The sequence below is a fragment of the Streptococcus entericus DSM 14446 genome (assembly GCF_000380025.1).
Taxonomy (GTDB): Bacteria; Bacillota; Bacilli; order Lactobacillales; family Streptococcaceae; genus Streptococcus; species Streptococcus entericus.
Map to the genome: position 1 here is coordinate 15224 of NZ_KB904187.1, position 25589 is coordinate 40812.

Sequence of the window (25589 nt, forward strand, 5' to 3'; positions counted from 1 at the left end):
TTATGGATCGAAAATTAGATGCCCCAATCCCCAACTCAAGGGAAAGGATAAGATCAAAATCAAACCGAATATGGCTAATTTGACTTGTCTACTTAGAAGAGCCAGTAGTATATCAATAATCCCCAAGATGGGAAAGACAATGAGATAGATAAACCAGACGACATCTGACTGTCGGTCACCCAGAATATTCCAAATTGGGGTAAAAAGACTGAGCCAGAAGGCTAGGGTTATTAGGATGAGATGCCACGAATAGATGGTGATGACTGTTTTCAGTTGCTGCATGGTTTTTCCTCCTGATAATCAATAATGATGCGTTCGTTGCTTGCTCCTGATATAGCCTCCTTTCCCATCAAGCAACTAGTAATTTTTGTCAATGGTTTATTATAACATTTTTTTGCTACTGGTCAATAATTTATCGGTTCATTGCTGTAAGTTCTAAGAGCTTCCTGCATTATCATGTTGCTCTGCTATTTTTCAAAAAGAAAGGACACCTCATGACACTGGACAAGACAAAGGTGGTCTACCAGATTTACCCAAAATCCTACAAAGATACGACTGGTAACGGTATCGGCGACCTGCGTGGCATCATCGACAAACTCCCTTATTTGGCGGAGCTGGGCATTGATATGGTCTGGCTCAATCCCTTTTACCCTAGCCCTCAGCGGGACAATGGCTATGATGTTGCTGACTACACAGCAGTTCATCCGCTTTTTGGAACCATGACCGATTTTGAGGAGATGGTTGCTAGAGGTAAAGAGCTGGGCATCGACTTTATGCTGGACATGGTGCTCAATCATTGCTCGACCGAACACGAGTGGTTTCAGAAAGCCTTGGCTGGCAATGCTTTTTACCAAGATTTCTTTATCTTGAGAGACCAGCCGACCGACTGGGTATCGAAGTTTGGTGGTAATGCCTGGGCACCTTTTGGTGACACAGGAAAATACTACCTCCACCTCTTTGACGAGACACAGGCTGATCTCAACTGGCGCAATCCCCATGTCCGCAAGGAGCTGTTCAAGGTGGTCAATTTCTGGAAGGACAAGGGCGTCAAAGGCTTCCGCTTTGATGTCATCAACCTCATCGGCAAGGACGAGGTGCTAGAGGACTGCCCGATAAACGATGGCAAACCTGCCTACACTGACCGCCCCATTACCCACGACTACCTCCATGCCCTCAACCAAGCTAGCTTTGGCACTGACCCCAGCTTTATGACGGTGGGCGAGATGTCTGCGACCACCATTGACAACTGCATCCTCTACACTGCCCCAGAGCGGGAGGAGCTGGCTATGGCCTTCAACTTCCACCATCTTAAGGTGGACTACAAGGACGGGCAAAAATGGACCATTATGGACTTTGATTTCAAGGCCTTACAAGAGCTCTTTCACAGCTGGGGAGAAGGCATGAGTGCAGGCAACGGCTGGAATGCCCTCTTCTACAACAATCACGACCAGCCCCGTGCCCTCAATCGCTTTGTGGATGTGGACAACTTCCGCGAAGCGGGAGCGACCATGCTGGCGGCGTCGATTCACCTCTCTCGTGGCACCCCCTACATTTACATGGGCGAGGAGATTGGCATGCTGGATCCTGATTATGACGCTATGTCCGACTACGTCGATGTCGAGAGCCTCAACGCCTATGCCATGCTCTTGGAAAATGGCAAGCTGCCTTCGGAAGCTTTTGCCATTATCAAGGCAAAATCCCGCGATAATTCACGCACACCGATGCAGTGGGATAGTAGTGAACATGCAGGCTTCTCCACTGCTACTCCGTGGCTAAAAGTCGGCAAGTCCTATAAGACCATCAATGTTGAAACCGAGAAAAATGGCAAAATCTTCCCCTTCTACCAACAACTCATTCAACTCCGAAAAGCATACCCTATCATATCAGAGGGGGATTACCGAGCCGCCTACACCGACAGCGACAAGGTCTACGCCTTCGAGCGGCAGCTGGACGGACAGCGCTTGCTGGTGCTCAATAACTTCTTTGCTGAAAACGTGACCTTGGACTTAGCGGCTACTTATCAAGCAGGACGTGTCCTCATCAGCAACTATGAGCCGACCGAGCTCGGTGCACGCCTTACCCTGCAACCCTATCAAACCCTAGCTATTTTAACAGGAGAATAAAATGGATCTAACCGCTTTTTCATGGACACGAGAGCCTGAGAATTGGGCAGTTAAGGAGGGCAGCTTGACCCTGACCACCCAGCCCCACACCGATCTCTGGCAACGGACCTACTACCATTTCCAAAACGACAACACCCCACTCTTTCAGATGACAACGGATGACCCCTTTTTCTCCTTTACCGTCACCGTCGACTTTAAGGACAGCCATCACCGCTTTGACCAAGCGGGCATCGTCCTCTATCAGGACAGTGAAAATTGGTTAAAAGCGTCTGTAGAATATGAAAACGACGATTTTCAACACTTAGGCAGTGTCGTGACCAACGGCGGTTATTCCGACTGGGCAACCGCCGAGTTTCCAACCACGACCAAACAGGTCGTCTATCGCCTGAGCAGACGGCAGGACGACTTCAAAATCGAGTATTCTCTGGATGGCGTCCGCTTCCACCAGATGCGGATTTGCCACATGGCAGCTGCCAGCAAGCAGGTCTCCTTCGGCGTCTATGCTTGCAGCCCAGAAGACTCTCGCTTTACTGCCCGCTTTAGCAATTTCCAGCTGACCGACTGCCTCTGGCAAGCCCACGATGGACAGCAACCGGATTGATACGCTCTGTCCCTCTCGCCAGCCGTCGTCAACTCCCCTGTGACGGATAAGTGTTGAAGGCGACATTGCTTCAACGACTGAGTTAGCGCAATCTGTGGTGGATAACTTGTAGAATTTGACCTCGTCTGATGTTGATTTTCTTTGAGTATACACAAACTAAAAATCCGCTCTGTGGCAGATTTTTTGCAATCTAATCAAATCGGATGCTCAGATTTGATGTGTCCACGGTCACCTGCGCACCGATCCGCAGGCTAAAGAGCGGTTGGGTGTGGGCGAAATCCAAATCATAAAGCACTGGGATGGTTTTAAGGACAGGATGCTTGTCCAGGATGTAGAGAAGGGTCTCTTCCGTCATCTGACATTCCTTGGGAAAGCGTCCGATTAAGACGGCTTGAGGGTCAGGATAGGCTTGGAGAATGGCTGCCAGATGGCGATTAAATTCGATGTAATCATCACTTTCGGCCTCTTCTAAGAACAGCACATAGCGGTCTGGCTGCGGGGCATAAGGGGTGCCACGCAAGAGACCGAAGGTCGACAGGTTGCCACCGATGGCTGTGCCAGAAGCTCTGCCATGGGCATAAACCTTCCAAGTTGTTGGGAAAAACTGGCGTGGTAGGCTAGGGTCATACCAGGCATCACTGGACCACTCAGGACTAGGCGTTAGGTCGTAAGAGGCAAGGCTGGTCGCTGCTAGCCAAGACGCCGTTTGGTAGGGCTGTCCCTCCACCATCTTGAAACTCGAGTAGCTGGGTCCCATGATGGTCACCAGCCCTGTCTTGGCATAGATGGCATTGAGGAGGGCTGTTGTATCCGAGTAGCCACAGAGGATTTTGGGGTTCTGAGCAATCAACGCGTAGTCCAGATAAGGCAAGAGCTCATTGGCATTGCTGCCGCCGATCGTCGCCAGAATCGCATCCACCGACTCGTCAGCAAAGGCTTCGTGTAAGTCCGCCACCCGATCGGCAATCGGGACTGAGTCCAGCGCATCAGCAGGTACCAGATAATGGGATGAGAAGGACAGATGGAAGCCCAAGGCTTCCAAGCGCTCTTTAGCAGCTAGGTTTGCCTCAAAGCCCCCTAGACGATGGATAGAGCTAGACGGACTAAGCACGCGGATGTGGGAACCTTTTGTCAATGGTTTTTTAGGGAACATAGCAGAGCCTCCTTTTTATTTTGACTAGTATAGCAGATTGAGGAGGAAAAAACTAGCCTTTGTTTATTTATTTTCAAAAAAGACTTGACACTCACGTTGCGTCAGGGTGTAGAATGGGTATCAAGGAGGACATCTGTCATGAAAACAGTCAAAGAGGTCAGTCGACTGACAGGGGTGAGCGTACGCACCCTGCACTATTATGATGAGATTGGGCTTTTGCGTCCAAGTCAAGTGACTGCAAGTCTCTATCGGCTTTATGACGATAAGGCCTTGATGCGCTTGCAAGACATCTTGCTCTTTCGTGAGTTAGAGCTTCCTCTGAAAACCATAGCGGAGCTACTAGATGGCCCACCAGCGGTGAAGCGGGCGGTACTAAGGGAGCATGTCCGTCTATTGGAACTCAAACGTGAGCGCTTGGACAAGCTCTTATCGCTCACCAAGGACTTAATCAAAGGAGAAGATACCATGACACTAGACATTTTTAACCAAGAAGAACTCAAACAGCTTCAAGAAGAAGCTCAAAACCGTTGGGGCAATACTCAAGCCTACAAAGACTTTGTTGCCAAAACAGCCGCTGACGATTGGCAGAGCAGTCATCATGAGCTGATGACGATTTTTGTAGAGTTTGGGAAGCTGAGAGACTTGGCTGTTACAGCCCCTGCGGTGCAAGAGCAGGTTAAACGACTGCAAGATACGATTTCTGAACATTATTACCCTTGCACATCAGAAATTTTACGAGGACTTGGCATGATGTATGCCCAGGACAACCGCTTCACCCAGACCATTGACCAAGTAGCGGGTGCAGGGACTGCTCAGTTTGTCCACGAAGCGATTGAGGAAAGTCTAAGTTAATAAAAGGTTCGTGATTACTGTTTGACAACAAAAAAAGAAAGCGGTATAATCTCTGTATCAACAACATCAAACAAAGGAGATTTATCATGTCAGACAATCGCATGAACTACACCATTTCCAGCAACGAAAATTTTCCGCTGGTCGAAATTGCTCTCGAGCGCGGAGAGTCTGCCTATATTCAACGTGGCAGCATGGTTTATCACACCCCCAGCATCAGTCTCAACACCAAGCTCAATGCCCAAGGCAGTGGTCTTGGGAAGTTGATTAAGGCAGTGGGGCGTTCTATGGTGTCAGGTGAGTCCGCTTTTATCACGCAGGCAATTTCGTCGGCGGATGATGGCAAGTTAGCTATTGCTCCGTCGATGCCTGGTCAAGTGATTGCATTAGAATTGGGAGCAGAGCAGTACCGTCTCAATGACGGTGCCTTTCTAGCCATGGATGGCTCAGCGCACTATACCCTTGAGCGCCAGAGTATTGGTCGTGCCCTCTTTGGTGGGCAAGGCGGTTTCTTTGTCATGACCACACAGGGGCAAGGGATTTTGCTAGCGAATGCTTTTGGCTCTATCAAAAAAATCAGCCTAGCCAATCAAGAGATGACCATCGATAATGCCCATGTGGTTGCTTGGAGCACTAACCTTGATTACAATATTCACCTCGAAAACGGCTGGTTGCAGTCAGTCGGTACAGGCGAAGGGGTGGTCAATACTTTCCGTGGGACAGGAGACATCTACGTTCAAAGTCTTAATTTAGGCACCTTTGCTAGTCATCTAGGTACTTTTGTCGGCACGACCGAATCCAGCAACACATCGGGTATCGGTGGCTTGATTAACGAATTTCTCTGATAAACACATCAAACACAGAAGCAATAAACAATTGTTTCTGTGTTTTTAATTGCGACACCTAAAAACGAACATTATTTGATTGGTGTATCTGTTTTTTTAGTTATCTAGTCTTGTCTGGTGTCAGGAGTTGCTACTTTCCTGATCAGCAGTAGCGTTCTTTGTGTCTTCCTAAGGAAAACATTTGTTGGCGGTAATGCGTTTACAAAAGAGATATAGCGTGATTTAGACGATAAATGACTTGTAAAAAATGTTACAAGGTGCTATAATTTGAGTGAATAAATAAAATAATAATCATTATAGGAGAACCGATGAACAAGCGTTCACAACGGCATCGCCAAGCAAAGTCTGCAACTGGACTAACCAATCTGTTTAATTTATTTTTACTAGCTTTATACACTTTGGCGAGCGCTTATCTTGCTTTTTTAATAGTAACCTATAACTTTCTGGCCTTTCGGTCGGTCAACTGGATAGCCATAGGTCTTCTATTTCTTGTTTTTTGCCTAGGCTTGTTGCTTATTGTAACCAAAAAAGCCAAACTATTTAATAGTGTTCTCTTACTTTTGTCTAGCTTACTAGTTGGTGCAGGGATTTTCTTTGCCCATTCAGCTATTGACTTATCAAAACAATTAAATCAAACCGCGAGCTTTTCACAGGTTGAGATGACCGTTATTGTTGCAAACGATAGCCCGCTGACGGATATCAGCCAAGTCACAAGCCTCCTTGCACCTGCTAATGACGCGGCAAATCTTGATAAATTGTTAGCCAATCTCAAAGCTGAGAAGTCACTGACACCAAACGTTGACACGGTTGATGCTTATCAAACGGCTTACAACCAAATTATGTCAGACCACTCAAAAGCGATGGCGCTCAATCAAGCCTACATCCCGCTTTTGGAGGCAGTTGATCCCGAGTTTACAAGCAAGATTAGAACCCTTTACGGCACAAAAATTGAAACTCCGGCACCACCTAAACAAACAGTAACAAATGGCGATGCCTTTAACATCTACATCAGCGGCATCGACTCTTATGGGTCTATTTCAGGTGTTTCACGTTCAGATGTTAATATCATTATGACCGTCAATCGCCAAACAAAAAAAGTGCTTCTGACAACAACGCCGCGCGATGCCTATGTGCCAATCGCAGGTGGTGGAAACGGTCAGTCTGATAAACTGACACACGCAGGTATCTATGGTGTTGACTCCTCTGTTCAAACACTTGAGAACCTCTATGGTCTGCCGATTGATTACTATGTTCGTCTTAATTTCACCTCCTTTGTTGAGCTGATTGACTTAGTCGGAGGGATTGAAGTCGACAATGATCAGGAGTTTACTAGCTTACATGGAAAATATCATTTCCCAATGGGGCATATTACTTTGAACGCTGAACAAGCTCTATCTTTTGTTCGTGAGCGTTATAGTTTACAAGGTGGCGACAACGACCGTGGGAAAAATCAGATGAAGGTTATTTCAGCCTTAGTCAACAAGTTGGCTTCGCTGGAATCTATTGGAAAATATCAAAGTTTGATTGACGGCTTGAGCGGATCAGTTCAGACGGATATGCCACTGTCAACCATGATGGATTTGGCAAACGGTCAGTTGGATGCAGGTGGTCAATATCAGGTGACTTCTCAGGCAGTGACAGGTTATGGTTCAACGGGTCAGTTACCATCGTATGCCATGCCAAATGCCGCGCTTTATATGGTGAGTTTGGATGAAGCCAGTGTTGCTCAGGCTAAACAAGCAATGTTGGATGTGCTGGAGGGACGTTAATGATTGACATTCATTCGCATATTATCTATGGTGTTGATGATGGTCCTAAAACCCTTGATGAGTCATTAAATCTTTTAAAAGAAGCCTATCATCAGGGGGTTCGTCAAGTTGTTGCGACCTCTCACAGGCGAAAAGGCATGTTTGAAACACCTGAAGAAACCATATTGAGTCATTTTTTGGCGGTTAAAGCTCAGGTCAAAGAGCAGTTGCCTGACTTACAGTTGTTTTATGGTGGGGAACTTTATTATAGTCCCCAGATGATGGAGCAATTAGAAAAAGGCTATTTTCCGACCTTGAACGGGACACGATTTGCTCTTATCGAGTTTAGTTCTAATACGCCTTACAAGGATATTCACCAAGCAGTGAGCAAGGTTTCTTTGCTCGGTATCACGCCAGTTTTAGCCCATATCGAACGCTATCATGCGCTAGCTTTTGATGACAAAAAAGTCAAAGACCTGATTCAGATGGGCGCTTATACGCAAATCAACAGTGTACATGTCACTAAACCAAAATTATTTGGAGATGGTCTGAAAGAGTACAAGAAACGTGCGCGTTTCTTTCTCGACAAAAATCTGGTTCACTGCGTGGCTAGTGATATGCACAATCTAGACAGCCGTAAACCGTTTATGAAAAAGGCTTATGACATCGTTGCTCAAGCCTACGGAGCTGAGCGGGCAGAACATTTATTTATAACCAACCCGCAATCCTTATTAGATAATCAATACATTTAGGAGATACCATGGAAAATAATTCCTCAACCATTGAAATTGATGTGCTCTTCTTGTTGAAAAAACTTTGGGCGAAAAAATTTATGATTTTGTTTACGTCCTTGCTATTTGCCACGGCGGCTCTAGCGGTTAGTAGTTTTGTGCTAACGCCGAAGTATACGTCGACTACTCGTATCTATGTTGGTAACCAGCGAGGTCAAGCCGAAGGAAAAATCACGACTCAGGACCTTCAGGTCGGTGACTATCTCGTCAAGGACTACAAGGAAATTATCACCTCTAAAGATGTCCTGTTGACTGTCATTGAAAAGGAAGGGTTGAACCTCAGCAAAGAAGCTCTACTGGGCAAACTTTCAGTGTCTATCCCAACTAACACGCGGATTATCTCAATCTCAATTGAGGATGAGAACCCAAGCGAAGCGACTCGTCTAGCCAATGCTGTGCGCGAGGTCGCATCTGAGAAAATTATGGACATCACGCAGGTTGAAACAGTCAAGACAATGGAAGAAGCAGAGGATGCCTCTGCTCCGTCGTCTCCAAATCTCAAGAGAAATGCCCTTCTGGGTGCCTTGGCAGGTGGTTTTTTAGCTGTTGTCATCGTGATGTTGACTGAGATTTTGAACGATCGCGTCCGCCGTCCTGAAGATGTGGAAGAAGTGCTGGGATTAACCCTTCTAGGATTGGTTCCTGATACCGCTCAAATCAAATAGGAGATTATAACATGCCACAATTAGAACTAACTAGAAACAAGGCTTTAGACATCAAAAAAACAGAAGAATATTACAATGCTATTTGTACCAACATTCGCTTTAGTGGTGCTCATTTTAAGACCATTGTGCTGACTTCAGTGCAACCGAACGAAGGCAAGAGCACTACGGCGACGAGTTTAGCAGTGTCTTTTGCGCGTTCTGGCTTCAAAACGCTCCTGATTGATGCGGACACACGTAACTCTATCATGTCAGGGACGTTTAAGGCTAATGGTAAAATTGCAGGGCTAACTTCCTATTTATCAGGCAATAGCGAACTGCTGGAAGTCATCTGTGATACCAATGTGGAAAATCTATCCGTCATTCCAACAGGACCTTTCCCACCTAATCCGACAACGTTGTTGCAAAACAACAATTTCAAGGAGCTATTGACCAATGCTAGAAGCTGGTACGATTATGTCATCATTGACTCACCACCAATTGGTATGGTGATTGATGCTGCGATTATTGCACAGCAATGTGATGCCAGTATAGTTGTTACGGAAGCAGGCGAAATCAAACGGAAATTTATCACCAAGGCTGTTGACCAGATGAAGCAAAGTGGTGCACAGTTTCTAGGTATTATTCTGAATAAGGTCAAGCAGACCGTTGATAATTACGGCTCTTATGGGCACTATGGTGATTATGGGAATTATGGTAAGAAAGTGAAATAGACTACTTTTAAACATGAGGTAGGTTAAAAAAGGGGGGAATTTTGCGTCGTTTAATCAACAAAAAGATTAGATTAGGGAATGATTTGTTAAAGAATAATGAGCAAAATAATCAGGATGTTTTGTTAGGGGATTCTCTTGCTGAACTTAAATGCTCTCTTGCTCAACAAGAAATCACTAGAATAGTTATCCCTCAGTTTTCTAATGAGTTATTTAAAGATAATCAAGCAAAAATTTTATCCGCTGGTTTTCCTACCATAGTTTTATCACCTGATAACGAAGAAAATAGCTATAATATCCCTGAACAATCACTATCCCTTCTTTTTAAGCGCCTTATTGATATTGTTGTTTCGTGCTTGGGCCTTTTTCTAGTGGGTGCTGTCTATATCCTTATTTATCCAGTTGTTCAAAAACAGTCTCCAGGTCCAGTTTTCTTTGCCCAGACTCGTGTCGGAAAACATGGCAAGAGATTTAGCATGTATAAGTTTCGTAGTATGGCTTTAGATGCGGAGGAACGAAAGGCTGACTTATTACAGCATAACGATGTTAGCTCTGATTTGATGTTTAAAATGGAAAAAGATCCAAGAGTATTCCCATTGGGGCAACGCCTGCGAGACTGGTCGGTTGATGAGTTGCCTCAGCTTATCAATGTTTTAAGAGGGGACATGTCGCTTGTTGGGACACGACCACCTACAGTTGAAGAATATGAAAAATACGATTGGCACCATTTTAAACGCTTAGCCATGAAACCAGGTATCACAGGCATGTGGCAGGTCAGTGGACGGAGCAATATTCAGAATTTTGAACAAGTTGTTAAGCTGGATACAGCCTACATTGATAACTGGTCTCTGTGGTTGGATGTGAAAATACTGTTGAAAACAATTAAAGTTGTTTTGCTGAAAGAGGGGAGTCGGTAGGATGAAAGTTTGCTTAGTTGCTTCAAGTGGCGGACATTTGACACATCTTTATTTACTAAAATCTTTCTGGAGTGATAAAGAGAGATTTTGGGTAACGTTTGATAAAGAGGATGCTCGTAGTGTTTTGAAAGATGAAAAAATGTATCCCTGCCACCATCCTACCAATCGTAATATTAGAAATTTGTTTAAAAATACATTTTTGGCTTATAAATTATTGCGACAGGAAAAGCCTGATTTAATCATTTCTTCGGGTGCAGCGGTTGCTGTTCCGTTTTTCTACCTAGGCAAATTATTTGGAGCTAAGACTGTTTATATTGAAGTATTTGATCGGATTGATAGACCTACCTTAACTGGAAAACTTGTCTATCCAGTGACAGACCGGTTCATTGTTCAATGGGAAGAATTAAAAAAAGTTTATCCCAAAGCTATTAATTTAGGAAGTATTTTTTAATGATTTTTGTGACAGTAGGAACACACGAGCAACAATTTAATAGACTAATAGAAGAAATTGATGGACTAGTTGCTGAGGGGGACATTACAGAGGATGTTTTTATCCAAACAGGCTATTCAACCTATCAGCCTAAATATTGCAGATGGCAGTCAATGCTAGGTCATAATGAAATGAATGATTGTATTGAACGGGCTGATTTGGTCATTACACATGGTGGACCGTCGACATTTATGTCTGTTCTGTCTAAAGGAAAGAGGCTGATTGTCGTACCGCGTTTGAAAAAGTATGATGAACATGTCAATGATCATCAAATGGAATTTGTTTCTCATATATTAGAACGAATGAATTATAATTTTGAATTTATCTCAGATTGTTCAGATTTGAGTTTGGCTATAAAACAATCCATGACAGGGACAAAAAGAATAGAGACTAATAATATGCGATTCAATTCGTTATTAGAAGCAGTTGTAGAGACATTATTTTAGGATAAGGAGGAAATATGACAATTAACCTTCGTTTATTTTTTCAGAGTCTCCTTCAATTGCTTATATTGTTCTCGCTTAATGAGCAATTTTATAGTTCGGATCTTCCGACAGGGTATTATAATCTGATTTTAACTTTTGCTTACTTAGCATTCTCATTTATTTTTGTTGTTTTTGATAAACGTTATTTAAGATTTACTGATTTTCTTATCCCTGCCACAACTTTTTGTTATGTGCTCTATATGGGTGGAGGAGGCTATCATGCTCGTGTTTATGCTCTTACAACACTTCTATTTTTTTTAGCGAGTGTCTTATCATTTGAGAACTGTAAGCTCCTTTTTGGTGGTACCATTTGGATGGGACTGTTCTATTCGGTTAGACAATACTTGGATGGTATACCTCGAGTGACAGGTTTTTTTAATACTTCGCCAACCATTTTTTCTATGGTTTTGTTAATTGCTCTATGCTACTTTAACTTTTCTCCCTTAGTGACAAAAGGAGAGCGAGTTTTCTATTCGGTATTATCTTTAGGTCAAATTTATTTAACTTCCAGTCGTTCTACATTTTTTCTGGCTTTAATGCTGATATTTTGGGTCAGTATTATTCAACCATTACTGCAGACTAAGAGATTAAATACTCCTGCTAAAGCTATTCTTTTTATTACTATTACTTTGCTATCAAGTTTTCTTGTGTTCTTGCTAATCACATCATTTCAACTTCGAGAAGACGCGTTTCAAAGTAGTGAAGCTAGGCAACAAATATTTGAATATTTTTTTAGAGCGATCATTGAAAATCCTAAAGAATATATTTTTGGTAAGGGAGCAGGCTATACACTTTTTGAGACTGCTCGTCTGTTGCCGTGGATAAAAACTGAGACTTATCCTCTTCATCAAGATATACTTATGTGGTTAGTCGAGTATGGTTTTGTTGGTTTTGTCGTGCTCTATTTTGTTTTGTTCTTTAAAAAAACAATTCATTGGGTGATTTATTTGCTGTTTCTAGTAGGTAGCTTCCATAATTTATTCATTGCGCCAATATTAGTCTTATTGTTGACCATTCTTAACAACCAACTAGTACGGGAAAGGAAGCCAAATGTCTCAAATTAGTGTGATTCTCCCTGTTTATAATGTTGAGAACTATCTTATGGAAATGTTGGATAGCATTGTTTCTCAGACTATCTTTTCTAATCTTGAAATTCTTTTGATTGATGATGGTTCTTCAGACAATAGTTTAGAGATTTGTCGAGCCTATGAGGGTGTTTATAAGAATATCAAAGTTTTTCATCAGGAGAATGGTGGTGTTTCAACAGCGAGAAACAAGGGACTAGATGAAGCGACTGCACCTTATGTCATGTTTTTGGACGCAGATGATAAGATACTGCCAGATATGTGTGAAAGTTTGCTAACTTATATTAGTTCAGAACAAGCTGATTTAGCCATTACAGATTTTTCTTTTGTCACGGCTAGTAGTGAACAAAAAAAACATAGTGCAATTGTAGCAAGGTTAACAGGTCGGACTGAGATATTGATATCTTTTTTAAAAGGGAATGTGATAGAGAACACTCTCTGTGATAAAATATTTCGTCGTGACATTATTAGTAGTCTTCGTATGCAAGAAGGTTATGCCATCGGCGAGGACATGTTTTTTGTTTTCGAGTACCTATTACGTTGTAAAAATATTTTTATCAACACCGAAAAGAGTCATTATCGATATATTATTCGTGAAGATTCAGCAATGACCTCGCCATTTTCAAAAAAATATATCGATGCGGTGACGCTATCGAAACGCATGGAAACAATGGTTGGTAGCAGTATATATCCGTATGCTCAAGCCCATACCATTTATGAAATAGCAAAGCTACTTGGTCAATTATTGATAAAGAATGCTAGGCATGAAGAACAACAAATATACCGATTGTATCTATCGGAAATAAAAAACTACCCACTTGCTTCAGCTTATAGATATTTAGATAAAAAACAATTTATCAGTATTTTACTGTTAAAAATTAGTCCGTTGTTATATTTATTTGTTTGGAAACGGTTTAGAGGCTACTAATGAGTTTATAGAGGGACTAGAGTTGATGAAAGAAAAACTAAGAAAACTAGGTTTACGATTATATATAAAGTATATTTGTCCTATTCGTTTTCGCAAAGAAAAAAAGAGATTGATAAACAAAGACTTTACCATTGTGTCCGATAATTGCTGGGGAGCTAGAGTATACCAAGAGCATGGTTTGCCTTATCGTACTCCTTTTGTAGATTTATTTATTTATTCTGAGGACTATCTTAAACTAGTCAAAGATTTGAAAGGCTATCTAGGACAAGAATTAGTTTTTGTAAAAAATTCTCGTTACATTGGTGAAGTAAATTACCCGCTCGCCTTGCTGGGAGATGTAGAGGTACATTTTTTACATTATTCTACTGAGCGAGAAGCTTTAGAGAAATGGACACGACGTGTTCAACGGGTAAATTACAATAACCTTTTTTTCAAGATGAACGATAGTGATGGTGCCACTCGGTCTCTTCTGTATGAATTTGATCGCCTACCTTTAGAGAATAAAATTATCTTTACTGCTAAGGCGTATCCTGATTTAAAACATGCTGTTCAATTAAAATCGTTATCTCATCAAAATGAGATATTAAATGGTCAAGACATGAAAATTTATAGACAGTATTTTGATGTGGAGAGTTGGTTAGATCATGTGTAACATCTTAGATATTTAAACAGGAGAATTTTACAAGATGGAACATTTAATCAGTGTTATTATTCCAGTTTTTAAAGTTGAAGAGTATATCGAAGACTGTATTAATAGTGTTCTGGCTCAAACTTATACTAACTTAGAAATTTTAATTGTTGATGATGGAAGTCCAGATAAAAGTATTGAACTAGCTAAAAAAATGACTAAAGACGATAGTCGAGTAAGGTATCTTGTTAAACCTAATGGGGGCTTATCAGATGCGCGAAATATGGGGATAAAGGAAGCTAAAGGAGAGTTTATAACTTTTATTGATTCTGATGACTATATCTCACCAACCTATGTTGAAACTCTCCATAGATTGTTAACTGAACAGAAAGCAGATATTTCTGCTATCGCTTTACGTCAGGATGTTGATGGTCAGTTGAAGAGTCTTGTTGACGCTCGTAATTATCTTAGGGTCTTTAGTCCTAAAGATATCTTATTAGCCATGTACGAGAAGAAGGACTATTTTGTGGTCTCTTTAACGGTGGCTCAAGGGAAACTATATAAAAAAGAATTATTTGATAATATTTTATATCCTGTTGGGAAAAAATACGAAGACTCGTTCACAACCTATAAGTTGTATAAGGCTTCCGAAAAAATAGTATACTTGAACGAAGAATTGTACTATTATCGGATTAGACAGGGCAGCATTACCAATTCAGGGTTTTCTTTGTCTAATTTAGACAAATTGGAAATGTTTGAGGAAAAATTAGACTATCTTTCTGAGTATAGCGAAGTTATTAAGAAAGTTAGGTATGCCTACTGCATAGAATTGATTAGAGCAGCTTATTATTTACGGAACATTGAAGACGCTCAGGAGCGTAGAAACGATATTGTAGAGCGCCATAAACATTTATTTTGGAAGGTGTTTTCAGAATCTGATATAAAACAGCGGTTAAAACTGGTTGCATATCGCTATTTTCCGAGTATTGTAATTTATTTATCAAATAGGGGATAGTTAATTGAAAAAGGTCTATTTTTGCCACACGGTTTATCATCTACTAATCACACTCTGTAAAATCTCGGTAGAGGAGCAGGTAGAAATTATAGTATTTGATACCGTATCAAATCATGAGCTTATCGTTCAAAAAATAAGGGATGTTTTCGTAAATACGACAGTGTTATTTGCTGAGCAGAATACTGATTTCTCGATACTTGAGATAGATAGAGCGACGGACATTTATGTCTTTAATGATTGGACACCGATTGGTGCTTATTTACGCAAAAATAAGTTATTCTACCACCTAATTGAAGATGGCTATAACTATCATGAATATAATGTTTATGCCAATGCCCTGACCATGAAACGTCGTTTATTGAATTTTGTTCTAAGGAGAGAAGAGCCGTCAGGATTTTCACGTTACGTCCGTAGCATTGAGGTTAATCGTGTGAAATATTTGCCGAATGACTGCAGGAAATCCAAATGGGTAGAGAAGCCACGTAGCGCTCTTTTTGAAAATTTAGTTCCGGAGCATAAGCAGAAAATTATAACAATCTTTGGATTAGAGAACTATCAAGATTCTCTGAGGGGAGTTTTGGTACTGACTCAACCCTTAGTGCAAGATTATTGGGATAGAGATATCACTACAGAAGAAGAGCAACTAGAGTTTTACCGTCAGATTGTCGAATCTTATGGAGAAGGAGAACAGGTTTTCTTCAAAATTCATCCTCGAGATAAAGTTGATTACTCTTCTTTGACTAATGTGATTTTTTTGAAAAAAAATGTGCCGATGGAAGTCTATGAGCTTATTGCAGATTGTCACTTTACTAAAGGGATAACTCATTCATCGACAGCCTTAGATTTTCTGTCGTGTGTTGATAAAAAAATTACGTTAAAACAGATGAAAGCTAATTCATGAAAAAACAAACACTCATTAAATCTAGTTTAGTTTATACTCTAGGTACTTTGTTGCTACAAGGTCTAAATTTTATTACCCTTCCTATTTACACTCGAGTAATTTCTCAAGAGGTTTTTGGACAATATAGTTTATATACCTCATGGGTAGGTCTCTTTTCATTGGTCATTGGACTACAAACATCAGGGTCTTTTGTGACTGCTAAAATCAAGTTTGAAGAGGAGTATGACAGCTACGTTTCCCATGCGCTCACAGTGTCAACGGCCTTTGCCTTTGCTTGCCTGTCGCTAGTTGTTCTATTTAGGACAGCTCTGGCAGCTTGGCTCGGTTTTTCAGAATTGATTTTGCTTTTAATCGTGATACAGAGCTATTTTGGCTATGTGACGGGTTTGTTTGGTACTTATTTTATTACTTATCAGAAAGCGACAGCTAATTTCTTTTTATCAGCCTTCACAGCAGTCACAACGGTAGGTCTTTCTCTCTATTGGATAAGTAACTGGCAAAATCATCTCATGGCTCGGATTTTGGGAAATTTTATTCCCTTGTTTATCGCCACTTTTGTTGCAATAGTTTTCATCTATACCAAAGGGAAAACCCTTTTTCGCAAGGACTATCTAGGCTTTACCTTAAGAGTGTCCCTGCCTTTAATTTTCCATCACTTAGGGCATCAGGTACTAAACCAGATGGATCGTATCATGATCGGTAAGATGATGACAACTAAAGATGTGGCACTCTATAGTTTTGGTTATAATCTGGGTCTACTGATTTCTTTGGTTTTGCTAAATTTAAACACTGCATGGACGCCTTGGTTTTTTGAAGCCAAGAAAAAAGACTATGCTAAATTGAACGACTATATTTCACGTTATCTGGCAGTGGCAGTCTTTTTGACCTTGGGTTATTTGACGATTTATCCTGAACTGGCTCTTTTGATGGGGGGCAGTCGCTACGCGGAGAGTATACATTTTATTCCATTGATCATTGTTAGTTATTTTGTCTCGTTTCTCTATACTTTCCCAGTCAATATTCAATTTTATCATGCCAATACAAAGACAATTCCTGTTGGAACCTTATTTGCGGGGGTGGTTAATATTGGACTAAACTGGTTCTTGATTCCGATTATCGGTATTTATGGCGCTGCCTTAGCAACGGTGCTATCTTATCTGGCTTTGTTGGTTTTTCATCACATGATTTCAAGAAAGCGTTACGCCTATACTGATGTTAGACCCAAAACTTATATTTTCCTTATCTTGGGTGTAATAAGCTATGCAGGATTGATGGTGCTTTTTGTGCCGTTGCTTTGGTTACGTTGGCTGATAGGATTTGGTGTGATATTATTGTATATCTATTGGTTTAGGCAAGAACTAAGAGAAGGTTGGCAGAGTTATAAGCAAAGAAGAAATTGGATTAGTTAATATAAATAAGATAATGTCCTCAGAAAAAGAGGAATTTATAGAACAATTCGTTTGAGAACTCAAACCCAAGCCCGCTCTTTAGGTGACAGGATTTGCCTGTCGAAGTTGATGGCATGAGCCGTTAACTGATAGGGAAGCACTGGAATAAGTACGTACCAAATTAAGAATTAGTGTTGACGAACTTTGGTCAAGTGCTAACTCAAAATTTGTGTCTACAATCCTAAAAATAAGTTGCGGAATGCTTTTTAACTTGTGAGCCTTCTCGGAGGAAGTATGTCTTTGTCTGGTTACAGCGTCGGAATTAGTCTTTGAAGGTGCTAATGCAGTGGTGACTAAAGATGTTCCAGATGGCGCAACCGTGGTTGGCTATAATAAAATCATTCAAAAGTAAAGGAGATCTATGAAACCAATTTGCTTAATTCCTGCTCGAGCAGGCTCAAAGGGTTTACCCCATAAAAATATGCTGTTTTTGGATGGAAAGCCGATGATGTTTCACACGATTGATGCGGCAATCGAATCTGGCTGCTTTGAGCTAGAGGATATTTACGTCAATACGGATTCTGAGTTTTATAATGAGATTTGTGAGACAAGAGGGATAACATCTGTTTTGCGACCAGCTGAGCTGGCGACTGATTTCTCAACGTCCTATGACTTTACAGAGCATTTTTTGCAGGACTTTGATGATGATCAAGTGTTTGTCTTGTTACAGGTTACCTCACCCTTACGTACAGGTAAGCACATTAGAGAAGCTCTAGAACTATATCATCAGGGGATTGCTGAAAATGTTGTTAGTTTTTCAAAAATAGATAAATCACCTAAATTCTTTACAGAACTTTATGAGCATAATTTTGCCAAGGACATTTGCGGTGTTGATAAGGGTTACCGTCGGCAGAATGACCAAAAAGAGCTTTATGCCCCAAATGGTGCGATTTATATCACTACTAAAAAGGCTTATTTAACCAATAAAAGTTATTTCACAGAGAAAACACAGGCCTATCTCATGAGTAGGGAAGATTCTTTTGATGTGGATGAGCGAGCTGATTTTACCAGCGTCATCGGTCGTATTTTCTTTGACTATAAGCGACGTGAAGCCAAAAATAAAACATTCTATGCGACCCAGTATCAGTTATTATCCCAGACAACTCATCAAGATAAGCTGATTGTAGGAGATAGTCGCCTGCTAGGCTTCCAACAGGAAGGTTATGATAACTTTAGTCTCGGAGGCGTGACTCTGGCAACGATACTTGAAAATAGCGACCAGATACTGTCTCGTCAGATTAGTCATCTGGTATTAGCGGCTGGGGTCAACGATTTGATTACAGGTTATGCTTGGGATGATATTAGACAAAATATCGTCACATTGATTGAAAAAACACGGTCTAAACATATCACCTTAACCTTGGTTGAAGTGCCGTATACCTTGTTTAGGGATAGTGTAAATAATGATGATATTGCACGTTTGAATGCCTACTTGGTCGAATTAGCTGATAAGTATGGTCTTGAGCTGATTGCCACCAATGATAAACTCTCTCAGGATGGGCATCTTCGCTATGACTATACTTCAGATGGACTCCATTTTAATCTGAATGGTCAGCAGATTTATTTTGAATTAATTTCCAATTACTGTTTGCCAAGTGAGAAGTAATCGGTAAGCTCCTTAGTTTTAGCATCTTAGGTGACACGAGAAACTTTAATGGTAATTGTTGTTAAGTAATAAATAACCACAAGAGAAGACGGTTGCCGTTTTCTCTTTTTAGTATTACAAGCGAGACTCATCACAATGTAGAACAAATTTTAAGCGATAGCCTGCTTACCCTCAGCATTTCCTTGAAATTATAAGGTGATTATGATAAAATAAACTGATTGTATACTCGAAAGGAATCGACATGACAAATATCGTACGTAAGCTCGTTGAAAATGAAAAAGGCGAGTTGAGAAAACTAGAAAAACTAGCAAAAAAAGTTGAAGCCTATGCTGATGAGATGGAGGCTTTGACAGACGAAGAATTACAGGCAAAAACGATTGAATTTAAGCAGCGTTATCAGGCGGGAGAGACACTAGATCAGCTTCTGCCAGAAGCGTTTGCGGTGGTACGTGAGGGGGCCAGACGTGTTCTCGGTCTTTACCCTTATCGTGTGCAAATCATGGGTGGGATTGTCCTACACCATGGGGATGTGCCTGAGATGAGAACGGGTGAGGGGAAAACCTTGACGGCTACCATGCCTGTATACCTCAATGCCCTAGCTGGCGAAGGGGTACACGTGGTCACTGTCAATGAGTACTTGTCAGAGCGCGATGCGACTGAGATGGGGCAACTTTACAGCTTCCTAGGCTTGTCTGTGGGGATTAACCTTGCGGCGAAGTCTCCAGCCGAGAAACGCGAAGCTTACCTTTGTGACATTACCTATACCACTAACTCTGAGGTTGGTTTCGACTACCTCAGAGACAACATGGTTGTCCGCCAAGAAGCCATGGTACAGCGCCCGCTTAACTATGCCTTGGTCGATGAGGTGGACTCTATCCTGATTGACGAAGCTAGAACGCCGCTTATTATTTCTGGTGCGCAAGCCTCAGACGTCAGCAAGCTATACTTGTTGGCAGACCATTTTGTTAAGACCTTGACACCAGACGACTACATCATTGATGTGTCAACTAAGACCATCGGGATGTCAGATTCTGGGATTGATAAGGCAGAAACCTACTTCAAACTTGACAATCTCTATGACGTTGAAAATGTCACCTTGACACACTTTATCGATAATGCGCTTCGTGCTAACTACATCATGACCTTGGACATTGATTATGTTGTGAGCGACAAAGAAGAGATTCTTATCGTTGACCAATTTACTGGTCGGACCATGGAAGGTCGCCGGTTCTCTGATGGTCTTCACCAAGCCATCGAAGCCAAGGAACATGTTCCAATTCAGGATGAGACTAAGACCTCTGCCTCGATTACCTATCAGAATTTCTTCCGGATGTACAAGAAATTGGCAGGGATGACCGGTACGGGTAAAACAGAAGAAGAAGAGTTCCGTGAAATTTATAACATGCGGATTGTGTCTATTCCGACCAACCGTCCAATTGCTCGGATTGACCATGCAGACCTGTTGTATCCGAGCATGGTGGCTAAGTTCAAAGCAGTTGTCGCAGATGTCAAAGAGCGCTATGAAAAGGGGCAACCTGTCCTTCTTGGGACGGTAGCGGTTGAAACCTCAGAGCTCATCTCCCGTCTCTTGGTGCAGGCTGGTGTGCCACACGAGGTGCTCAATGCTAAAAACCATGCCAAAGAAGCTCAAATCATCATGAACGCAGGTCAACGCCATGCCGTTACTATTGCGACCAACATGGCTGGACGCGGAACAGACATTAAGCTGGGAGAGGGCGTTCGTGAGTTGGGTGGTCTTTGCGTTATCGGAACAGAGCGCCACGAGAGCCGTCGGATTGATAACCAGCTCCGCGGACGTTCTGGTCGTCAAGGGGATCCAGGTGAATCTCAATTTTACCTTTCTCTGGAAGATGATCTCATGCGTCGTTTCGGTTCTGACCGTATCAAGGCAGTCTTTGAGCGCATGAATTTGACTGAAGATGAAGCAGTTATTAAGTCTAAACTCTTGACCAGTCAGGTTGAGGCTGCGCAAAAACGTGTTGAGGGTAACAACTACGATACCCGTAAGCAAGTTCTTCAGTACGATGATGTCATGCGTGAGCAACGGGAAATCATCTACGCCCAACGTTATGATGTCATCACAGCTAATCGTGACCTCGGTCCTGAAATCAAGGGCATGATTAAACGAACCATCGCGCGTAATGTTGATGCCCATAGTCGTCTCGGACGCGAGGAAGCACTGGAGTCAATCATCAACTTTGCTCACACGGTGCTTTTGCCAGAAGATGCGATTAGCATTCAGGACATTGATGGCTTGAAATTCCCAGAGATTAAAACCTATCTTTACGACCGAGCGATTGAGGTTTATGATTCACAAATCGCTAAACTGCGCGATGAGGCTGCCGTTATTGAGTTCCAAAAGGTCTTGATTTTGATGGTTGTGGATAACAAATGGACAGACCATATCGACGGCTTAGACCAGTTGCGCAGTGCGGTTGGTCTGCGTGGTTACGCTCAAAATAACCCGATTGTTGAGTATCAGTCAGAAGGTTTCCAAATGTTCCAAGACATGATTGGTGGCATTGAGTTTGAAGTGACAAGAACCATGATGAAGGCTCAAATTCATGAGCAGGAGCGCGAGCGTGCACCTCAAGAAGCCCGGACAACTGCAACTAAAAACATTGCAGCTCAACCGATTGGGACAGTGGTGCAAGCGTCTGCAAACCTTGACTTGTCAGGGATTGAGCGCAATGCAAAATGCCCTTGTGGTTCTGGGAAAAAATATAAAAACTGTCACGCCCGACATACGGACGTGGTCTAAGCTGATACGATAGGGTGGCGAAAGCTGCTTTATCGTATTTTCGTCAGGAGGCAAGACATGATTGTTGGTCATGGCATCGATTTGCAGGATATGGGGGCAATCGCAGAGCTCATTGTCAAAAAGCCCGCCATCATTTCAAAAATTCTAAGGCCAAAAGAGCTCACCGTTTTTGAGCATCTCCCAGAAGCACGGCGTTTAGAACACCTAGCTGGGCGCTGGTCAGCCAAAGAAGCCTTTGCCAAGGCTTACGGAACAGGGATTGTTAAAGGCTGTGGTTTTCAAGATTTGGAAATTCTAGCGGATGAGAGAGGTCGCCCTATTTTTACCAAGCACCCTTTTGAAGGGAAGGTTCATGTATCGATCAGTCATTCGGGCTCGTTTGCCCAAGCCAGTGTGATTTTAGAAGGAGGAGAGCATGGTCACTAGTCTGCATCGTCCAACGTGGGCGACCGTAAATCTTAACCATATCCGTAGTAACATTCAGCAAATCATCGCCCACCTGCCAAAACCTGTCAAAACGTTGGCAGTTGTTAAGGCAGACGCCTATGGTCATGGTGCTGTTGCCGTCGCTCAATCCATTCGCGACTTGGTCTCTGGTTTTTGTGTCTCTAATCTTGACGAAGCGATTGAGTTGAGGCAAGCTGGCTTGCAGGAGATGATTTTGGTATTGGGAGTTGTGCTGCCTCAGCACGTGCCGTTGGCTATTGCTAACGATATCACCCTCACGGTGGCAAGCCTTGATTGGGTAATGGCAGCGCAGGAAGAGGGCGTTGACCTGTCGCAACTGACGGTACATTTGAAAATAGACAGTGGTATGGGGCGTCTGGGGTTCCGACAAGCGGCAGAGACCAAACAGGCGATGGCATGTTTATCAGTCGCTGGAGTGGCTATCTCTGGTATTTTCACGCATTTTGCGACAGCAGATGAAGCAGATGATCGCTACCTTAGGACACAATTATCAGAGTTTAAGGAGCATTTGAAACAGTTAGACTGGGTGCCAGAGTTTGTTCATGCCAGCAACTCAGCGGCAGCGATTTGGCAGGAAGAGACTATTTTTGATGCGGTTCGTCTGGGGGTCTCAATCTACGGGCTAAATCCGAGCGGAACTGCCCTGCCCTTACCTTACCCTCTCAAGCCTGCTCTTGGGTTAAGTTCTCGATTGGTACAGGTCAAACGTGTTGATAAAGGCTCAGCTATTGGCTACGGGGCAACCTATCACAGTGCTGGTGAAGAGGTGATTGGCACAGTGCCTATCGGTTATGCAGATGGTTATATCCGAGATTTGGCGGGCTTTCATGTACTGGTTGATGGTCAGGAGTGTCCAATCGTTGGGCGGGTGTCGATGGATCAGCTGACTGTTCGGTTGCCCAAGGCTTATCCCCTGGGGACTGAGGTGGTTCTGGTGGGAACTAGCGGTGAGCGAGAGATCACCCTCACGGAGGCCGCAGCCCACTGTCAGACCATTAACTACGAACTGGCCTGCCTGATTAGTGACCGTGTTCCGAGGGTTTATGATTAGCCTCAGACTAAATCTGGTAAGCTGTTTTGTCTAATCGTATGGAACTTCAAGGAGAAATCAATGAAACTAATCGTCATCGGTTGCCCAGGTGCGGGGAAGTCCACCTTGGCTAGAACACTCAGTAGGGAGCTAGGGTTACCTCTCTTGCATTTGGATAGGATTTGGCATGCGACAGATTATTCGCCCCAGGCCCGGCAGGCTTTTAGTCAGCAGGTCGAGACATTTATGGCTGAGCATGAGGCTTGGATAATCGATGGTAATTATGCCAATCGCCTACCTCAGCGTCTCCAGCAGGCGGATACGGTTCTCTGGCTGGACTACCCTCGCTGGCTTTGCCTTTACCGTGTGCTGGTGCGGACGCTTAAAGCGGTCTTGTTCGGGGCGAAGCGCCCCGACATGGCAGAGCAGTTCAGGGAGCGATTGGATAAAGAGTACTTGGCATTTTTACAGTTTGTTTGGCAGTTCCCGAAAACCACTTATCCAAAATTGGAACAAGCCCTGGCTGATTTTTCTGGTCAAGTTTATCGTTGCCGTAATAGTAAGCAAACGCAACAGGTTGTCCAGCTCATAAAGCAGCCACCTGCCTGACTGGCTGCGCTCTATCAGAAAGGAAATTCATGATTATTCGCCCTTACATTGCCTCTGATGAGAAGGGTTGGGTTTATACCAAAGCCCTCAGCTACCTCTTTTCCCCTTTTTTTGACGATCGTGAACCAACTAAGCCTGATCGTGACCAAACTGTTTTTGAAGATAGAATCGAGTTGGTAGTAGAAGAAGAGGGGCAGATTGTTGGTTTGTTAGACATTGATATCTACAATCCAGACTATAGCCGTAAATACCTCTATGCTCCTGCGGATAAGGTGGCGTATTTTACCAATCTAGCTGTTCATCCTGATTATCAGGGGCGAGGCATTGCTCAGGCTCTGTATCAAGAAGCCTACATCCAGCTTTTGGAAAAAGGGGTGGAAAAATTGGCTATCTTTACCCGTGAGGGTGACGCAGCCAATCACCTCTACCAAAAATGGGGCGGGCAGCTTGTCTGTCAAGATTGGTTGGTGGTCGGAGTTCCAAAAGACCTTCCCCAACCGAGCTTTGCGATTGACTTAAGGGCTCAGCAAATCCGTCTGACAGGTCAAGATGGTCAACCTCAGCCTTATTATCTCCGTGAGGGGATTTATATCGTGGCAAAAGAGGCAGATTTAGCCCATTTTACGATTGACACGATGTATAAGGAATACACGTATGTGATTGAATTGCCTAAAAAGAACGACTAATGATGGTATGAAAGGAAGAGAGCATGTCCCAAGAAACGGAACACATTACCCAAATGGAAAAACAATTAACCCAGCAGCTGATGTGGCTAAACGTCATGGAGCAGCAAGTAAGGCTTGGGTTTGAGCAGCTGACAAGAGCAGAAGAGCTCTTTGCCTACTATGGTAGCCAGCAGTGGAGAGAACACCTAGCCTTAGACGAGGCAGGAAAGTTACCATCTGGCCTCAAACGAGGGGTGCTGTCAGAAGACGGCATCTACAATGCTCTGCTTGATTACAAAGAATTGGCAGAAGATCTTATCGCACTCGGTCAGCAAATGCAAGAGGTACTAGCCAAAACAGCTGACCATGCTTAGCAAGTCTTAGGGGCCTCATCACTTACCATCAGCGCCAGTCCCAGTCAAAGAGAAAGATGTTGCTGAAAAAACAGGACATTTCACTTGACATGGGACCTTGCTTGAGTTACAATAAACTTGTATCAGATACAAGAACAACTAAAAAAGGAGGAGCTCTTGGATACTAAATTTTCAGTTGCCCTGCATATTTTAGCCTATATTTCTGAGACCAGTCGACAGGTCTCGTCTGAAGCCTTGGCCCAAAGTGTGGGCACCAACGCGAGCTATATCCGTAAAGTAGTCGCTCTGCTGAAGCGAGCAGACTTGATTGTTTCCCATCAGGGGAAAACAGGCTACCAGCTGACGCGTTTGCCAGAGGAAATCAGCTTATTGGACATCTATCGTGCGACCCAAGAAGTTGAACAGATAAGGCTATTTCACACCCACCAGCAGCCAAACCAAGCCTGCCCAGTAGGCAAGCACATCGAACAAGCGATTTCCCCCTTGTTTGCCAAGGTTGAGCGACAACTTGAACTGGAATTGGCTCATCAAACGCTGGCTCAAGTGATTGCAAATCTCTACCAGTCTGCTGGTCAGCAATCTGTTTGAAAGTAGAAGGGATAGGAAACCAGTTTTTTCTCATCTGGCTTTTGACAGCCAGATTGATTTTGGGGAGAAATGAACTTGTATCGGATAC

At 42.9% G+C, this 25589-nt stretch carries 26 protein-coding genes and 1 pseudogene; 25 read left to right on the plus strand and 2 right to left on the minus strand.

Annotated features, from left to right (window positions below; translation table 11 throughout):
- Entirely contained in the window at nucleotides 1-282 is a 282-nt protein-coding gene (locus A3GW_RS0110300) for a hypothetical protein (RefSeq protein WP_018369213.1), read from the minus strand.
- Nucleotides 283-494: 212 nt separating this feature from the next.
- Here A3GW_RS0110300 and treC point away from each other — a divergent pair, with 212 nt between their 5' ends.
- Together treC and A3GW_RS0110310 are read left to right on the plus strand one after the other, a co-directional pair.
- Nucleotides 495-2123 carry an alpha,alpha-phosphotrehalase gene (treC, locus tag A3GW_RS0110305; RefSeq protein ID WP_018369214.1) on the plus strand — a complete coding sequence of 543 codons (1629 nt, stop codon included), beginning with the start codon at nucleotides 495-497 and terminating at the stop codon, nucleotides 2121-2123.
- Between the two features lies 1 nt (nucleotide 2124).
- Entirely contained in the window at nucleotides 2125-2724 is a 600-nt protein-coding gene (locus tag A3GW_RS0110310; protein ID WP_018369215.1) for a DUF1349 domain-containing protein, read from the plus strand.
- Nucleotides 2725-2914: 190 nt separating this feature from the next.
- Here the strand turns inward: A3GW_RS0110310 and A3GW_RS0110315 are convergent, their stop codons facing one another.
- Nucleotides 2915-3877 carry a S66 family peptidase gene (locus A3GW_RS0110315; RefSeq protein ID WP_018369216.1) on the minus strand — a complete coding sequence of 321 codons (963 nt, stop codon included), beginning with the start codon at nucleotides 3875-3877 and terminating at the stop codon, nucleotides 2915-2917.
- A gap of 138 nt (nucleotides 3878-4015) precedes the next feature.
- Here A3GW_RS0110315 and A3GW_RS0110320 point away from each other — a divergent pair, with 138 nt between their 5' ends.
- The 23 genes and pseudogenes from A3GW_RS0110320 to A3GW_RS0110435 all read left to right on the plus strand — a co-directional run bounded on the left by A3GW_RS0110320 (nucleotide 4016) and on the right by A3GW_RS0110435 (nucleotide 25501).
- Entirely contained in the window at nucleotides 4016-4729 is a 714-nt protein-coding gene (locus A3GW_RS0110320) for a MerR family transcriptional regulator (RefSeq protein ID WP_018369217.1), read from the plus strand.
- A gap of 86 nt (nucleotides 4730-4815) precedes the next feature.
- The gene (locus A3GW_RS11135; protein WP_018369218.1) at nucleotides 4816-5571 is read left to right on the plus strand and encodes a TIGR00266 family protein; all 756 of its coding nucleotides are present in this window, start codon (nucleotides 4816-4818) and stop codon (nucleotides 5569-5571) included.
- Nucleotides 5572-5879: 308 nt separating this feature from the next.
- Nucleotides 5880-7340 carry an LCP family glycopolymer transferase CpsA gene (cpsA, locus tag A3GW_RS0110330; RefSeq protein ID WP_018369219.1) on the plus strand — a complete coding sequence of 487 codons (1461 nt, stop codon included), beginning with the start codon at nucleotides 5880-5882 and terminating at the stop codon, nucleotides 7338-7340.
- Entirely contained in the window at nucleotides 7340-8071 is a 732-nt protein-coding gene (cps4B, locus tag A3GW_RS0110335; RefSeq protein ID WP_018369220.1) for a capsular polysaccharide biosynthesis protein Cps4B, read from the plus strand. The genes cpsA and cps4B overlap by 1 nt, the downstream gene beginning before the upstream one ends.
- Nucleotides 8072-8079: 8 nt before the next feature.
- Entirely contained in the window at nucleotides 8080-8775 is a 696-nt protein-coding gene (locus A3GW_RS0110340) for a Wzz/FepE/Etk N-terminal domain-containing protein (protein ID WP_018369221.1), read from the plus strand.
- Nucleotides 8776-8786: 11 nt separating this feature from the next.
- Entirely contained in the window at nucleotides 8787-9485 is a 699-nt protein-coding gene (locus tag A3GW_RS0110345; protein WP_018369222.1) for a tyrosine-protein kinase, read from the plus strand.
- Nucleotides 9486-9799: 314 nt separating this feature from the next.
- A pseudogene (locus A3GW_RS0110350) lies at nucleotides 9800-10399 on the plus strand (sugar transferase); the annotation flags it as partial.
- Between the two features lies 1 nt (nucleotide 10400).
- Nucleotides 10401-10850 carry a PssD/Cps14F family polysaccharide biosynthesis glycosyltransferase gene (gene pssD / locus A3GW_RS0110355; RefSeq protein WP_018369224.1) on the plus strand — a complete coding sequence of 150 codons (450 nt, stop codon included), beginning with the start codon at nucleotides 10401-10403 and terminating at the stop codon, nucleotides 10848-10850.
- Nucleotides 10850-11335 carry a glycosyltransferase gene (locus A3GW_RS0110360; RefSeq protein ID WP_018369225.1) on the plus strand — a complete coding sequence of 162 codons (486 nt, stop codon included), beginning with the start codon at nucleotides 10850-10852 and terminating at the stop codon, nucleotides 11333-11335. The genes pssD and A3GW_RS0110360 overlap by 1 nt, the downstream gene beginning before the upstream one ends.
- A gap of 14 nt (nucleotides 11336-11349) precedes the next feature.
- A complete protein-coding gene (locus A3GW_RS0110365; RefSeq protein ID WP_018369226.1) occupies nucleotides 11350-12438 on the plus strand; it encodes an O-antigen ligase family protein in 1089 nt (362 codons plus the stop codon).
- Nucleotides 12425-13387, plus strand: a complete 963-nt coding sequence (locus tag A3GW_RS11140) for a glycosyltransferase family 2 protein (protein WP_018369227.1) — start codon at nucleotides 12425-12427, stop codon at nucleotides 13385-13387. The genes A3GW_RS0110365 and A3GW_RS11140 overlap by 14 nt, the downstream gene beginning before the upstream one ends.
- Nucleotides 13388-13412: 25 nt before the next feature.
- On the plus strand, nucleotides 13413-14039 hold the full coding sequence (locus tag A3GW_RS0110375; protein ID WP_018369228.1) for a DUF1919 domain-containing protein: 627 nt from the start codon (nucleotides 13413-13415) through the stop codon (nucleotides 14037-14039).
- A gap of 34 nt (nucleotides 14040-14073) precedes the next feature.
- Nucleotides 14074-15030, plus strand: a complete 957-nt coding sequence (locus tag A3GW_RS0110380; protein WP_018369229.1) for a glycosyltransferase family 2 protein — start codon at nucleotides 14074-14076, stop codon at nucleotides 15028-15030.
- 4 nt (nucleotides 15031-15034) lie between these two features.
- Entirely contained in the window at nucleotides 15035-15931 is an 897-nt protein-coding gene (locus tag A3GW_RS0110385; RefSeq protein ID WP_018369230.1) for a glycosyltransferase family 52, read from the plus strand.
- Nucleotides 15928-17340, plus strand: a complete 1413-nt coding sequence (locus tag A3GW_RS0110390) for an oligosaccharide flippase family protein (protein WP_018369231.1) — start codon at nucleotides 15928-15930, stop codon at nucleotides 17338-17340. Before A3GW_RS0110385 ends, A3GW_RS0110390 begins: the two co-directional genes overlap by 4 nt.
- A 400-nt stretch (nucleotides 17341-17740) precedes the next feature.
- Entirely contained in the window at nucleotides 17741-18985 is a 1245-nt protein-coding gene (locus A3GW_RS0110395) for a cytidylyltransferase domain-containing protein (RefSeq protein ID WP_018369232.1), read from the plus strand.
- Between the two features lie 241 nt (nucleotides 18986-19226).
- Nucleotides 19227-21767, plus strand: coding sequence for a preprotein translocase subunit SecA (gene secA, locus A3GW_RS0110400; RefSeq protein WP_018369233.1), 2541 nt, complete (start codon nucleotides 19227-19229; stop codon nucleotides 21765-21767).
- 57 nt (nucleotides 21768-21824) lie between these two features.
- Nucleotides 21825-22193 (plus strand): holo-ACP synthase, encoded by a 369-nt coding sequence (gene acpS / locus A3GW_RS0110405; RefSeq protein ID WP_018369234.1) that lies wholly within the window; start codon nucleotides 21825-21827, stop codon nucleotides 22191-22193.
- Nucleotides 22183-23286: an alanine racemase gene (alr, locus tag A3GW_RS0110410; RefSeq protein ID WP_018369235.1), complete on the plus strand. Its 1104-nt coding sequence runs from the start codon at nucleotides 22183-22185 to the stop codon at nucleotides 23284-23286. Before acpS ends, alr begins: the two co-directional genes overlap by 11 nt.
- 60 nt (nucleotides 23287-23346) lie before the next feature.
- A complete protein-coding gene (locus A3GW_RS0110415) occupies nucleotides 23347-23874 on the plus strand; it encodes an AAA family ATPase (RefSeq protein ID WP_018369236.1) in 528 nt (175 codons plus the stop codon).
- Nucleotides 23875-23903: 29 nt separating this feature from the next.
- The gene (locus A3GW_RS0110420) at nucleotides 23904-24560 is read left to right on the plus strand and encodes a GNAT family N-acetyltransferase (RefSeq protein WP_018369237.1); all 657 of its coding nucleotides are present in this window, start codon (nucleotides 23904-23906) and stop codon (nucleotides 24558-24560) included.
- A 23-nt stretch (nucleotides 24561-24583) separates the two neighbouring features.
- Nucleotides 24584-24913 (plus strand): DUF4298 domain-containing protein, encoded by a 330-nt coding sequence (locus A3GW_RS0110425; RefSeq protein ID WP_018369238.1) that lies wholly within the window; start codon nucleotides 24584-24586, stop codon nucleotides 24911-24913.
- Nucleotides 24914-25069: 156 nt separating this feature from the next.
- On the plus strand, nucleotides 25070-25501 hold the full coding sequence (locus A3GW_RS0110435; RefSeq protein WP_018369240.1) for an Rrf2 family transcriptional regulator: 432 nt from the start codon (nucleotides 25070-25072) through the stop codon (nucleotides 25499-25501).
- The last annotated feature ends 88 nt before the right edge of the window (nucleotides 25502-25589 follow it).

Excerpts from the sequence above, each read along its gene's own strand:
- A3GW_RS0110300 (WP_018369213.1), bottom strand. The coding sequence starts at position 282 with ATGCAGCAACTGAAAACAGTCATCACCATCTATTCGTGGCATCTCATC.
- treC (WP_018369214.1), top strand. The coding sequence starts at position 495 with ATGACACTGGACAAGACAAAGGTGGTCTACCAGATTTACCCAAAATCC.
- A3GW_RS0110310 (WP_018369215.1), top strand. The coding sequence starts at position 2,125 with ATGGATCTAACCGCTTTTTCATGGACACGAGAGCCTGAGAATTGGGCA.
- A3GW_RS0110315 (WP_018369216.1), bottom strand. The coding sequence starts at position 3,877 with ATGTTCCCTAAAAAACCATTGACAAAAGGTTCCCACATCCGCGTGCTT.
- A3GW_RS0110320 (WP_018369217.1), top strand. The coding sequence starts at position 4,016 with ATGAAAACAGTCAAAGAGGTCAGTCGACTGACAGGGGTGAGCGTACGC.
- A3GW_RS11135 (WP_018369218.1), top strand. The coding sequence starts at position 4,816 with ATGTCAGACAATCGCATGAACTACACCATTTCCAGCAACGAAAATTTT.
- cpsA (WP_018369219.1), top strand. The coding sequence starts at position 5,880 with ATGAACAAGCGTTCACAACGGCATCGCCAAGCAAAGTCTGCAACTGGA.
- cps4B (WP_018369220.1), top strand. The coding sequence starts at position 7,340 with ATGATTGACATTCATTCGCATATTATCTATGGTGTTGATGATGGTCCT.
- A3GW_RS0110340 (WP_018369221.1), top strand. The coding sequence starts at position 8,080 with ATGGAAAATAATTCCTCAACCATTGAAATTGATGTGCTCTTCTTGTTG.
- A3GW_RS0110345 (WP_018369222.1), top strand. The coding sequence starts at position 8,787 with ATGCCACAATTAGAACTAACTAGAAACAAGGCTTTAGACATCAAAAAA.
- pssD (WP_018369224.1), top strand. The coding sequence starts at position 10,401 with ATGAAAGTTTGCTTAGTTGCTTCAAGTGGCGGACATTTGACACATCTT.
- A3GW_RS0110360 (WP_018369225.1), top strand. The coding sequence starts at position 10,850 with ATGATTTTTGTGACAGTAGGAACACACGAGCAACAATTTAATAGACTA.
- A3GW_RS0110365 (WP_018369226.1), top strand. The coding sequence starts at position 11,350 with ATGACAATTAACCTTCGTTTATTTTTTCAGAGTCTCCTTCAATTGCTT.
- A3GW_RS11140 (WP_018369227.1), top strand. The coding sequence starts at position 12,425 with ATGTCTCAAATTAGTGTGATTCTCCCTGTTTATAATGTTGAGAACTAT.
- A3GW_RS0110375 (WP_018369228.1), top strand. The coding sequence starts at position 13,413 with ATGAAAGAAAAACTAAGAAAACTAGGTTTACGATTATATATAAAGTAT.
- A3GW_RS0110380 (WP_018369229.1), top strand. The coding sequence starts at position 14,074 with ATGGAACATTTAATCAGTGTTATTATTCCAGTTTTTAAAGTTGAAGAG.
- A3GW_RS0110390 (WP_018369231.1), top strand. The coding sequence starts at position 15,928 with ATGAAAAAACAAACACTCATTAAATCTAGTTTAGTTTATACTCTAGGT.
- A3GW_RS0110395 (WP_018369232.1), top strand. The coding sequence starts at position 17,741 with ATGAAACCAATTTGCTTAATTCCTGCTCGAGCAGGCTCAAAGGGTTTA.
- secA (WP_018369233.1), top strand. The coding sequence starts at position 19,227 with ATGACAAATATCGTACGTAAGCTCGTTGAAAATGAAAAAGGCGAGTTG.
- acpS (WP_018369234.1), top strand. The coding sequence starts at position 21,825 with ATGATTGTTGGTCATGGCATCGATTTGCAGGATATGGGGGCAATCGCA.
- alr (WP_018369235.1), top strand. The coding sequence starts at position 22,183 with ATGGTCACTAGTCTGCATCGTCCAACGTGGGCGACCGTAAATCTTAAC.
- A3GW_RS0110415 (WP_018369236.1), top strand. The coding sequence starts at position 23,347 with ATGAAACTAATCGTCATCGGTTGCCCAGGTGCGGGGAAGTCCACCTTG.
- A3GW_RS0110420 (WP_018369237.1), top strand. The coding sequence starts at position 23,904 with ATGATTATTCGCCCTTACATTGCCTCTGATGAGAAGGGTTGGGTTTAT.
- A3GW_RS0110425 (WP_018369238.1), top strand. The coding sequence starts at position 24,584 with ATGTCCCAAGAAACGGAACACATTACCCAAATGGAAAAACAATTAACC.